Origin of the sequence: Synechococcus sp. R6-10, assembly GCF_047461815.1 — a bacterium.
Taxonomy (GTDB): Bacteria; Cyanobacteriota; Cyanobacteriia; order Thermostichales; family Thermostichaceae; genus Thermostichus.
In genome coordinates, this window is record NZ_JANSHW010000343.1 from 1 (window position 1) to 10,110 (window position 10,110).

Annotated in this window: 12 protein-coding genes and 1 pseudogene; 2 read left to right on the top strand and 11 right to left on the bottom strand. The window is 61.1% G+C overall.

Annotation, left to right across the window (positions count from 1 at the left end; all coding sequences use genetic code 11):
• From NW837_RS10010 to rpmJ, 11 genes and pseudogenes are all read right to left on the bottom strand, one after another.
• Nucleotides 1-527 (bottom strand): annotated as a pseudogene (locus tag NW837_RS10010) (aconitate hydratase B); the annotation flags it as partial.
• A 102-nt stretch (nucleotides 528-629) separates the two neighbouring features.
• Nucleotides 630-1,712 (bottom strand): peptide chain release factor 1, encoded by a 1,083-nt coding sequence (prfA, locus tag NW837_RS10015; protein WP_011433196.1) that lies wholly within the window; start codon nucleotides 1,710-1,712, stop codon nucleotides 630-632.
• Between the two features lie 54 nt (nucleotides 1,713-1,766).
• Entirely contained in the window at nucleotides 1,767-1,991 is a 225-nt protein-coding gene (gene rpmE, locus NW837_RS10020) for a 50S ribosomal protein L31 (protein ID WP_011433195.1), read from the bottom strand.
• Nucleotides 1,992-2,067: 76 nt separating this feature from the next.
• The gene (gene rpsI / locus NW837_RS10025; protein ID WP_011433194.1) at nucleotides 2,068-2,478 is read right to left on the bottom strand and encodes a 30S ribosomal protein S9; all 411 of its coding nucleotides are present in this window, start codon (nucleotides 2,476-2,478) and stop codon (nucleotides 2,068-2,070) included.
• Nucleotides 2,475-2,930: a 50S ribosomal protein L13 gene (gene rplM / locus NW837_RS10030; RefSeq protein ID WP_011433193.1), complete on the bottom strand. Its 456-nt coding sequence runs from the start codon at nucleotides 2,928-2,930 to the stop codon at nucleotides 2,475-2,477. Before rplM ends, rpsI begins: the two co-directional genes overlap by 4 nt.
• Before the next feature lie 72 nt (nucleotides 2,931-3,002).
• Complete coding sequence (gene truA / locus NW837_RS10035; protein ID WP_414331177.1) at nucleotides 3,003-3,860, bottom strand: tRNA pseudouridine(38-40) synthase TruA; 858 nt, start codon at nucleotides 3,858-3,860, stop codon at nucleotides 3,003-3,005.
• A gap of 13 nt (nucleotides 3,861-3,873) precedes the next feature.
• Entirely contained in the window at nucleotides 3,874-4,224 is a 351-nt protein-coding gene (rplQ, locus tag NW837_RS10040) for a 50S ribosomal protein L17 (protein WP_011433191.1), read from the bottom strand.
• 95 nt (nucleotides 4,225-4,319) lie between these two features.
• Nucleotides 4,320-5,327, bottom strand: coding sequence for a DNA-directed RNA polymerase subunit alpha (locus tag NW837_RS10045; protein WP_414331185.1), 1,008 nt, complete (start codon nucleotides 5,325-5,327; stop codon nucleotides 4,320-4,322).
• A gap of 150 nt (nucleotides 5,328-5,477) precedes the next feature.
• Nucleotides 5,478-5,864 carry a 30S ribosomal protein S11 gene (rpsK, locus tag NW837_RS10050; RefSeq protein WP_011433189.1) on the bottom strand — a complete coding sequence of 129 codons (387 nt, stop codon included), beginning with the start codon at nucleotides 5,862-5,864 and terminating at the stop codon, nucleotides 5,478-5,480.
• 84 nt (nucleotides 5,865-5,948) lie between these two features.
• Complete coding sequence (gene rpsM, locus NW837_RS10055; RefSeq protein ID WP_011433188.1) at nucleotides 5,949-6,332, bottom strand: 30S ribosomal protein S13; 384 nt, start codon at nucleotides 6,330-6,332, stop codon at nucleotides 5,949-5,951.
• A gap of 218 nt (nucleotides 6,333-6,550) precedes the next feature.
• Nucleotides 6,551-6,667: a 50S ribosomal protein L36 gene (rpmJ, locus tag NW837_RS10060; RefSeq protein WP_011433187.1), complete on the bottom strand. Its 117-nt coding sequence runs from the start codon at nucleotides 6,665-6,667 to the stop codon at nucleotides 6,551-6,553.
• A 165-nt stretch (nucleotides 6,668-6,832) separates the two neighbouring features.
• Here rpmJ and NW837_RS10065 point away from each other — a divergent pair, with 165 nt between their 5' ends.
• Nucleotides 6,833-8,809 (top strand): carboxypeptidase regulatory-like domain-containing protein, encoded by a 1,977-nt coding sequence (locus NW837_RS10065; RefSeq protein WP_414331180.1) that lies wholly within the window; start codon nucleotides 6,833-6,835, stop codon nucleotides 8,807-8,809.
• 88 nt (nucleotides 8,810-8,897) lie between these two features.
• Entirely contained in the window at nucleotides 8,898-9,959 is a 1,062-nt protein-coding gene (locus NW837_RS10070) for a carboxypeptidase-like regulatory domain-containing protein (protein WP_414331183.1), read from the top strand.
• The last annotated feature ends 151 nt before the right edge of the window (nucleotides 9,960-10,110 follow it).

Consider the following 10,110-nt stretch of genomic DNA (forward strand, 5'->3'; position numbering starts at 1 on the left):
GCAACCTTGAACACTGTTACAGTGATTGCTGCGGCCAGGGGAGCTTTGGCGGTAAACCATTCGCCCTTGGCCCAGGACTCGATCACCTGTTGGGCATAGGCATTGCCGGACTGGCTCAGCTCCAGCACGTCGTGAAAGGCATCGAAAACCAGCAGGGTGTGGCTGAGGGCGCGGGCTGCTGCCGCTGCAATCTCACTCCGGGGATCCCGCAACAGATCCAGCAAAACCTGGACGTTGTAGCCCCCCAGCATGGTGCCCAAGAGCTCCACCGCCCGCAGGGGAGTGATCAACGGCGATGCAACCTCCTCCTTGGCTACCGCCGCCAAAAAGCCCGCTTTCACATAGGCGGCTTCATCGACCCCCGGCGGGACGCGCTCTGTTAAGAGGTGCAACAAAAAGGCTTCTTCGCCGGCAGGCGGGGCCTTCAGGAGCTCGCACACCTGGCTGGTCTGGGCAGCGTTTAAGGGCAGCGGCGGGATCCCTTGGGCCTCGCGGGCAGCGGCGTGTTGGCGGTATTCGGCCAGCATGGGGGTTTAGGCACTCGACGTGGGTATTTATTCTACCGCTAGCTCGGCAGAGGAAAGGTCCTCGAGAAGGGATCCCATTCGCTGGCGGTAACTCAGTTTGGCCTAGGATAGCTCCGCCAACAGCTCTTTTTGGTAAAGGCCAATACAAGCTTGGATCAAGTCGTCCAGCTCCCCATCCAAGATGGGCTGCAGAGGGAAATTCTGGTTAAGGCGGTGGTCGGTAACGCGGTTGTCCTTGTAGTTGTAGGTGCGAATTTTTTCCGAGCGGGATCCCGTTCCCACCTGCATGCGCCGAGCAGAGCTGATGGAGGCCTGTTGCTCCTGCAGCTTCATCTCGTAGAGTTTGGCCCGCAAAATCTGCATGGCCCGCTGGCGGTTCTGCAGTTGGGAACGCTCCTCGGTACAAAACACCCGGATCCCGGTGGGCTTGTGGAGAAGATCCACCGCCGTCTCCACCTTGTTCACGTTTTGGCCGCCTGCCCCCCCGGAGCGTGCCGTTTTGATTTCGATGTCTTTCGGGTCGATGACCACCTCCACCTCGTCCACCTCTGGCATCACCGCCACCGTGGCCGTCGAGGTGTGGACACGGCCTTGCGCTTCGGTGACGGGCACCCGCTGCACCCGATGCACGCCAGCTTCAAACTTGAGCTTGCTGTACACCTGATCCCCTTGAATCTCCAGGATCGCCTCTTTGTAGCCCCCCAGCTCTCCTTCCGAGAGGCTCGCCAGACGCACCGACCAGCCCAGCTTTTCGGCGTAGCGGGTGTACATGCGGGCCAGATCCGCCGCCCACAGCGCCGCCTCCTCCCCACCGGTGCCGGCGCGAATCTCCAACATAATGTTCTTGTCGTCGTTGGGATCCCGGGGCAGCAGCAGCAGGGTGAGCTTTTCCTCCAGTTGTTCTTGGCGGGCCCGCAGTTGCTCAAGTTCCGCTCTTGCCATCGCCTCCAGCTCCGGGTCGGAGGCCGATTCCCGCAAGAGCTCTTCCGTCTGTTGCAGATCGCGATTCAGCTTTTGCCAGTCGTGAAAAGCCTGGACGGTGGCCTCCAAGGAGGAGCGGGCCTTGGCAATCCGCTGCAGCTCAGCTGGATCCGTGGCCACGTCCGGATCGGCCAAGCGCACCGTCAGCTCCTGAAAGGTGGCTTCGACATTCTTAAGCTGGTCGATCAGTTGAGCAGAAGCCATAGACTTGCGATACCCAGGAATCCAAGTATTGCCCACACCCAGATGGGGGAACCTCTACTTGGCCTTTTTGCCACCGCTCATGCCGTATTTGCGCATGAACTTCTCCACCCGGCCTTCGCTGTCGATGATCTTCTGGCTGCCGGTGAAAAAGGGATGGTTGCCCGACCAAACATCCACCTTGAGCTCCGGCTTGGTGGATCCCACCGTCATCACCACTTCGCCGTTGCAGATGACTTTGGCTTCTGGATACCACTGCGGGTGCAATCCTTTCTTGGGCATAACCCTTTCCTCCTCTGGGCCTGTTTCTATACCCTTGTCTATCAACATCTTCCTCTAAAAACAACGGCAGGGATCCCTAGCGCTTCGAGTACTGGGGAGCCTTGCGGGCCTTGCGCAGGCCGTATTTCTTCCGCTCCACGGCGCGCGGATCCCGTTTCAGATAACCCTCTACTTTCAAAGGGCCGCGATTGGCCGGATCCACCTCGCAGAGGGCGCGCGCCACCCCCAGCTTGATCGCATCCGCCTGGCCGTGAACGCCGCCGCCATGGGCTCGCACCAGAATATCGTAGGAGTTTTCCAGACCAAGGATCTCCAGCGGCCCCTTCACACTGGCCAGCAGGGCTTCTTGATACTGCAGATACTGGTCTCCCGGCCTGTCGTTGATGATGATTTTGCCCGTGCCGGGCACCAAACGCACGCGGGCAACGGCGGTTTTGCGGCGTCCCGTTCCCCAATAAACGGCTCGTTGGCTGCTCGCTTGAGTCATGCTTTGGCTCCTGGGATCGTGTTGAGGGGATAAACCTGAGGTTGCTGGGCCTCATGAGGGTGGTTTGGCCCGACATAAACTTTCAACTTGGTGAATTGCCGCCGGCCCAACCGGGTGTGGGGCAACATTCCCTTGACCGCTTTTTCCACCACCCGCTCCGGCAGGCGCGCCTGCAGTTGGGCAAAGGTTTCCACTTTCATGCCGCCAGGACGGCCAGAGTGGCGGCGGTAGAGCTTTTGGGTGCGCTTTTTGCCAGTGACCACCACTTTCTCAGCGTTGATCACAATTACATAGTCCCCCGTATCCAGGTGAGGGGTGAAGTCCGGTTTATGCTTACCCCGCAAGAGGGTGGCCACAGCGGCGGCCAAGCGGCCCAGGCGCTGATTGGCAGCATCCACCAGATACCAGCGGGGCGCCAGAGTCTCGGGGTTGGGAAGGGGAGTTTTGTTCATGGCAGCCAAGGAAACATATCAGGACAAGCTTGGAGATCGCCCAGATCAGGACAAGCTTGGAGATCGCCCAGATCAACCGCAGGAATGGGCCAACGCAGCCGGCGACCGGAGGGCGGAGGGAGGCTCTGTGGGCAAGGCCCAAAAGGGCGGCGAGTGGGCGAACTGTTGACCGAAGGGATCCGCAGCATAGCCCACATCCGTCAGGCACAGCCCTTGCGGAGGAGCGCTGTAGCGGGTGCGCATCTGGCTCCAGTCGTTGTGTTGCCACAGGTGGACAAATTGGGCTGGGCTGAGCTGGCCTCGGCCCACCACCTCTAGGGATCCCACCAAGAGCCGCATCATCCGGTAGAGGAAGCCGCTGGCCTGCACCTCGATGCTGATCAAGTCCCCCAGCCGCTGGCAGAGCACCTCCTGCACCTGTACCCGCGAGTGGGGCCGATCCGATCCCCGCCGCCGGAAGGCTTCCAAGCTGTGCTCCCCCAGCAGGGAATTCAGGGCTTCCGCCATCGGCTCCACCTGCAGAGGCCAACGCACTTGCCAGCTAAAGAGGCGCCAGAACACATCCGGTCGCTCCCGGTTCAGGATCAGGTAGCGGTAACGGCGCCAGCGAGCCGAAAAGCGGGCGTGCCAGGAGTCAGGCACTTGAGCAGAAGCCAGCACTACCACATCTTCCGGCAGACAGTCGTTCAGCACCCTCGACCACTCCGCCGCAGGGATGCCGGAGGTGGTGTCGAAGTGGGCCACCTGGCCTGCAGCATGAACCCCCGTATCGGTGCGACCGGCCCCATAGAGGGTTACCGGATGCCCCGCCCGCGACGCAATCGCCTCCTCCAGCACCCCTTGCACGGTACGGCGGGCTGCCTGGCGCTGCCAGCCATAGAACCTGCTGCCGAGGTACTGAATTCTCAGGGCAATGCGACGGTACGGCATGGATCCCTTTCCGCTACACTAGCTCGATGACCGCCATTTCTGCTCCATCCCCCCGCCGATGCACGGTGCGCAAGATGCGGGTATAGCCACCGGGCCGATCCCGGTAGCGCTCAGGAGCCTGCTCAAACAGGGAGCGCACCAGCTCCTTGTCGTAGATGTAGGCCAGCGCCTGTCGCCGCGCCGCCAGGGATCCCTCTTTGGCCAGGGTGATCATCTTCTCGGTGGTGGCCCGAATGGCTTTGGCGCGGGCTTTGGTGGTGGTGATCCGCCCTTCCCGCAGCAGAGCCGTGGTCAGCGCCCGCATCAGGGCCTTGCGCTGGTCGGCGGGCTTATTGAGGTGGGGGGTACGACGGCGGTGGCGCATGGTAACCTCTGTCTTGTGTCCTACACTCTTCGGGGATCCTTGCGTTTTGACGCGGTTGTGCTAGCGGTGCAGATGCTTGAGACGGAACCTAAACTCTAGGCCTTGCCTTTTTCGCGGGTGCGGGGCAGTGTCAGACCAAAGCGGGCTTTCAAAGCCTGCACCACCTCTTCGGCAGACTTCTGGCCAAAGTTTTTGATCTCCAGCAGATCTTCCTCGGTATAGAGCAGCAGATCGGCCACCGTGTTGATCTGAGCTCGCTTCAGACAGTTGTAGGCCCGTACCGAGAGCTGTAGCTCCTCGATGGGGATCTGGTTTTTTTGGTTGTCCTCGTCTGGCTTGGGCGGCACAGGAGCATCGAAGCTGACCTCCTGCAGCGGTGCGAACAAGCCCACCAAAATGCGGGCCGCTTGGCTGAGGGCCTCTTGCGGGGTGAGGCTGCCGTTGGTCCAGATTTCCAATACTAGCCGATCTTTTTCCAGGAATTGACCCACCCGAGCTGCTTCCACAGCGTAGTTCACCTTGCGCACCGGCATGAAGACAGAGTCGATCTGCAGAAAATCAATCGCCATCGCCTTGCTGTCAGAGTAATCGACGGCGCGGTAGCCATGTCCCCGGCCAATCATGAACTCCATTTCCAAAATCGCCCCTTCCGCCAGGGTGGCAATGTGGTGACGGGGGTTGATCACCTCCACGTCGCTGGGCAATTGCAGCTTCTCAGCAGTAACTTCCCCTGGCCCCTGAGCCACCAAGCGGCCCACCTGAGTCTCGGGGGAACTGGAGCGCAGCACCAGCTCCTTCATGTTTAGAAGGATCTCCATCACGTCTTCCCGCACCCCCGGCACCGTGGAAAACTCGTGGGTCACCCCGGCAATGCGTACAGCAGTCACCGCCGTCCCTTCTAGATTGGAGAGCAACACCCGCCGCAAAGCGTTGCCCACCGTGATCCCTTGGCCGCGCTCCAGTGGCCCCAGAGCAAATTTGCCGTAGTGAACGCCGTTATCATCCCGATGAGATTCAACACACTCGGTCTGGTAAGCAACAGCGCTTGCGCTCGCTCTGCTGCCCAGAGAGTGGGAGAGGGTTCGGCTGGTTTGAATCGTCATGGTGGCCCCGTCCGTCTGGCTCGACATCCGTTTGGAGAACTGATGAAACTTCGAGGTCATCTCACGCTTGGGCAGACCTTCGCTGGGGCATGGCGTAGCTCTGGAGAAAACCCCCTACAGACGCTCGACCAGCCCTCAACGCGGGATCCTTCAGACACGCCGCCGCTTGGGAGGACGGCAACCGTTGTGGGGAATGGGGGTAATATCTCGAATCAGAGTAATTTCCAGGCCCGTTGCCTGTAGAGCGCGAATGGCGGTTTCTCGACCGGCTCCCGGCCCGCTCACCATCACTTCGATCTGGCGCATGCCATTCTCCATGGCTTGACGCGCCGCACTTTCTGCTGCCATTTGGGCGGCGAAGGGAGTGCCCTTTTTGGCCCCTTTGAAGCCCGTAGAACCTGCCGAGGCCCAAGACACCACATCGCCGTTGGGATCCGTGATGGTGACGATGGTGTTGTTGAAGGTGGACTGAATGTAGGCCACCCCATTGGGGATGTTCTTTTTGACTTTACGTCCGCGCCGTTGCTGCCGAGCCATGATCCAGGTGTCCTTGCAATCGACTGTTTGGGGTTGGGATTCGGGATGGTGGAAGAGTTTTGCCTTCCGCGCAAAGCCGAGCGACTACTTCTTGGCAGGAGCTTTCTTCTTGCCGGCCACCGTCTTCCTGACCCCCTTGCGGGTGCGGGCGTTGGTGCGGGTGCGCTGACCACGCACGGGCAGACCCAGGCGATGGCGACGACCTCGATAGGTGCCAATGTCGATCAGCCGCTTGATGTTCATCGCCTCCTGGCGGCGCAGATCCCCTTCCACCTGGTATTCGCCCTCCACCACCGTTCGCAGGGCGGCCACCTCAGCGTCGGTGAGGTCGCGGGTACGAGTATCCGGATTGATGCCGGTCTTCGCCAAAATTTGGCGGGAGCGGGTCAGCCCAATGCCGTAAATATAGGTCAGGGCAATCTCCACTCGCTTTTCTCGGGGGATGTCAACTCCCGCAATCCGTGCCATAGTCAGGGGTACCTTTCAAATCAAACCAACTCGAACACACTTGCCCAGTAAGGATTGAGTTGCCTGCCTGAGATGGGATCCTCATTCAATGTTGCTGTAGAGATGCCGGTCTTGGGATCCATGCTCGCCGAGAGATCTGGCCAAAGTTTTGCTCGGTTGTGTCGGAAGCCTTTGCCTCTGTCTCCCATTGCAGGCTGGACACATCCTGCATCGAACCTCTAGCCCTGCCGCTGCTTGTGCTTGGGGTTGGAAGAACAAATGACCATCACCCGACCATGGCGGCGGATGACTCGGCATTTCTCACAGATCCGACGGACGGAAGGCCGCACCTTCATGGTTGATCCTGACAAAACCAGCGAATATCCATTCTATGTTCGTCTGGGCAACCTGTCAAAATGTGTTTGGGTTTGCTGACAGCGAGCGGACAGTCGGGTTGGCTATGCTGGTTGGGCGAGGATCTCCTGAGTCAAAGTAGGCGCGACTGTGGGGTGGAGAAGGCCATGCGGTGGCAATGGCTGGTTGTGCTGAGTGGTGTGCTGGGGCTGGGATCCCCTGTGTTGGGGCAAGGGATCCCTTTGCCGGCAGCAGGCTCCTCCTCTGCGGTGGAGAACTTTTCGACGGACGGGAACGGCCTGAGGACAGAGGGGGATTGGCTTTTGCCCTTGCGCAGCTCTGCCGATCGCATCGATGGGGTACCGGATCGGGGCTGGGTTGCGGTTGGGCTGTTGGAGGAGCAGGCCGTGACCCTGCTGGATGGGGCCAGCGGGGATCCCCTGTGGCAGGTGGCGGTGGGGTTTGCTCCCAGTGTGGTGCGGGTGGATGAGGCGCGGCAGGTGGTCTATGCCTCTGGCCCCAATGCCCCTGGGCTGGTGGCCCTCGATCTGCTGACGGGGGAGCTGATTCAGGCCTATGGGTTGCCGGCGGGAGTTTTGGATATTGCCGTGGATGCGGCCACAGGGCGGGTTTTCGCCTCCATGCCTTCTGCCCAAAGTCTGGCGGTGATGGCTGCTCCCCTGCGCGTCAGCGGTGCGCAAAGCGATCCCTCAGAGCAGCCGCAAGCCCGCAATTTGCCGATGCCCGGCCCCCCCTTGGCGCTGGCCTATGATGCGCAGCGGGGATCCCTGTTTGTGGGCCTAGCCGGGGAGGATCCCCTCAGTTTGCTGGTGGTCAACCCGGACAATGGGGAGTTGTTGGCCCGTTGGCGCGGCGGCAATACTCCGGAAGCGATGGCTTTGGATGCCGAACGGCAACGCTTGGTGGTGCTCAACTCCGGCAGCCAAGATCTAACAGTGCTGGATCTGAGCCGCAGCGGCGAGGCCCTGCAGCGGGTTGGCCTGGATTGGCGACCGACGCGGCTGGCCCTTTCCCCGGATGGACGTTGGGCTTACGTGACCTCCCGCGATAGCGACCGCCTGCAACTGGTGGATTTGCAGACGGGGCGATTGGCAGCCTCACTGCGGCTGCAGGGACAGCCGACGGGTCTGGTGATGCTGGGGGAGCGGGATCTGTGGGTGGTGGCAGCAGGGATCCCAGCTTTGCGCCGTTTGCAGGATATTCAGGCTCAAGTTGGCGACGGCGGGACAGAGGTCCTGAACGGGGGAGTCCCCTCTCCAGGCAACCGCGGTGTGGTGACCGGGCGGGTGCTGGATATTGCCGGCCAACCTGTTCAGACGGGGGTTTTGCACTTGGCCGCCACGCCAACCCAACCCAGGCAAACCGTCCGCATTGCTGCCGACGGCACTTATGTGCTGCCGGAACTGCCGGCTGGCCTGTATTTGGTAGATGTGGAGGTGCCGGGTTTTCCCCTGACCAGCACCCAGGTGGAAGTCCGGGCCGGCTTTGTCTCCACTCAGGATATTCGCCTGCCGCCAGGGGAACCGACCCGCCAGCCGGAGGGCATTGGCCTTTTGCCGGATGAACCCGTTTACTCGGATGAGCTGGCCCGCCACCTCAGCATGGCCCTGAAGGAGTTGCAGCCCCAGCGACCGGTACTGCTCTTGAAGGGGCCTTTGGGGCCGGATCCTCGGTTTGAGCCGCTTCTGCCCCTCACCCAGGGCCTAACGTTGTTGGATCGGGATGAGCGCTACACCGCCGACTTGGCCAAGCTGAAGGCCATCGGGGATGCCCTGGAATTGCGCTACATCCTTTTGACCCAGATGCAGATCTCGCGGGACTACAACCGCCAGGGCAACTCTCTGCTGAATACAGCCTTACGCTTTGTGGCCCCGACGGTGCCGGTGGAAATTCCCAACTTCACCCCCAACCAGCTGCGCAGCCGCGGGGTGGTGGTGGTGGTGGACTTGCAGAGGGATCGGCCTGGGGATCGGGCTCGCTACTACGAAGCCTATGGGCGGGATGATGTGGGCGGGGATCCGATGTTTGAAGATGCGGCAGCGGGCCTGTTTCGGCTGCAGGTGCGCAACATGGTGCCGGTGTTTGTCCAACAATGGCAAACCAACAACCCCTTTTCTGGGTGAGGATCCCTGCAGCAGGATCTTGCCCTGTTCACGTCAGGGGGGCGGAGCAGAATAGAACCGACTGCTACTACCGGATGCAACCTTCGCCATGCCTTTTTTCTTCTTTCATCCTCTCCGGCGCAGGATCAGCTATCGCTACGCAACGCTCTCGCGAACAGGCAGTCTGGCCCTCTGCGGCTGGCTGGCACTGGCTTCAGGAGCGCTGGCTCAGGCTCCGGCCACCCCCATTCCGCGGTTGACGCCGTTGTTTCCCTCCCAAAACAGAGGGCAGCCCCAGGGAACAGCACGGCTGGTGGGGCAGGTGAGCAACAGCGTGGGGCAACCTGTGGCGGGGGCACAGGTGCAGTTGGAGGGCATGGAGAACCCCAATCAGCCGATTCAAACCGATGAGCGGGGCGCTTTTGAGCTAGACCATGCCCCAGCCGGGCGCCGGATGTTGACGGTGTGGCACCCCGACTATGAAAAGGCAGAGCAGGAGATCCTGCTGCAAGGGGGCCTGACCACCCCTGTGGATGTGGTTTTGCAGGTGCCCATTCGGCCTCAACCCCGTCGTCGCCTTGGCATTTTGGGGGTGGGAGGGTTGGAGCACACCCAACTGTTGGGCCAGCGCCTGGCCATAGAGGCAGTGCGTCTGGGCTTGATCCCCAACGGCGAGAAGGTGGTGCCTCTGGACAACCGTCGCATTCAGCCCATTTTGCAGAAGGTGGGCTGGCCCATCTACGAGCTGTTTGAGTGGGATCGCCGCAAGCCGGAGGCGGTGGGCCAATTTTTCGATTACCTGGGCCTGGAAGCCATCGTCATCGCCCGCGTCGATGTCCTCACTCGACCAGCTTCGCCAACGGAGCTGAGCCTGCGTTCCCGCAGCCGCCTGGAACTGTGGCGGTTTGATGAGCAAGGCAACCTTGTGGTAGATATCCTGGCCGAGGCCAGTCGCGATCAGGTGGAGCGGAGCAACCTCAATGCTGCCGAGCTGGCCCAGCTTTATCAAATCCAAGTCACCCAGATGGCTGCTGAGGTGGGATCCCGCTGGAAGGAGCATCACCCGCTGGCCCAGTACATAGAACTGGCTCAGGGAGAAGCCCCACCCCCACGCTCTCGCCTGGATACGGCTGTGGAGCTGCGCATCCCCTCTGCCACACCGACTCCCTAGGTCTTAAGCAGACAGCTCCGGGATCTCTTCTGTTGTCGTGAAAGGGATTGTCCTGTAAACTACCCGACTCCGACCGCTAAAGCGGTACGGAGCGGGCTTTCAGTAGCCCTGAGCCTGCTCTGCCCTACCAGAGAACAAAACAGGCCCGAAC

Bases quoted from the DNA above. Each gene is read 5' to 3' on its own strand.
- prfA (WP_011433196.1), bottom strand. From the start codon at position 1,712: ATGGCTTCTGCTCAACTGATCGACCAGCTTAAGAATGTCGAAGCCACC.
- rpmE (WP_011433195.1), bottom strand. From the start codon at position 1,991: ATGCCCAAGAAAGGATTGCACCCGCAGTGGTATCCAGAAGCCAAAGTC.
- rpsI (WP_011433194.1), bottom strand. From the start codon at position 2,478: ATGACTCAAGCGAGCAGCCAACGAGCCGTTTATTGGGGAACGGGACGC.
- rplM (WP_011433193.1), bottom strand. From the start codon at position 2,930: ATGAACAAAACTCCCCTTCCCAACCCCGAGACTCTGGCGCCCCGCTGG.
- truA (WP_414331177.1), bottom strand. From the start codon at position 3,860: ATGCCGTACCGTCGCATTGCCCTGAGAATTCAGTACCTCGGCAGCAGG.
- rplQ (WP_011433191.1), bottom strand. From the start codon at position 4,224: ATGCGCCACCGCCGTCGTACCCCCCACCTCAATAAGCCCGCCGACCAG.
- NW837_RS10045 (WP_414331185.1), bottom strand. From the start codon at position 5,327: ATGACGATTCAAACCAGCCGAACCCTCTCCCACTCTCTGGGCAGCAGA.
- rpsK (WP_011433189.1), bottom strand. From the start codon at position 5,864: ATGGCTCGGCAGCAACGGCGCGGACGTAAAGTCAAAAAGAACATCCCC.
- rpsM (WP_011433188.1), bottom strand. From the start codon at position 6,332: ATGGCACGGATTGCGGGAGTTGACATCCCCCGAGAAAAGCGAGTGGAG.
- rpmJ (WP_011433187.1), bottom strand. From the start codon at position 6,667: ATGAAGGTGCGGCCTTCCGTCCGTCGGATCTGTGAGAAATGCCGAGTC.
- NW837_RS10065 (WP_414331180.1), top strand. From the start codon at position 6,833: ATGCGGTGGCAATGGCTGGTTGTGCTGAGTGGTGTGCTGGGGCTGGGA.
- NW837_RS10070 (WP_414331183.1), top strand. From the start codon at position 8,898: ATGCCTTTTTTCTTCTTTCATCCTCTCCGGCGCAGGATCAGCTATCGC.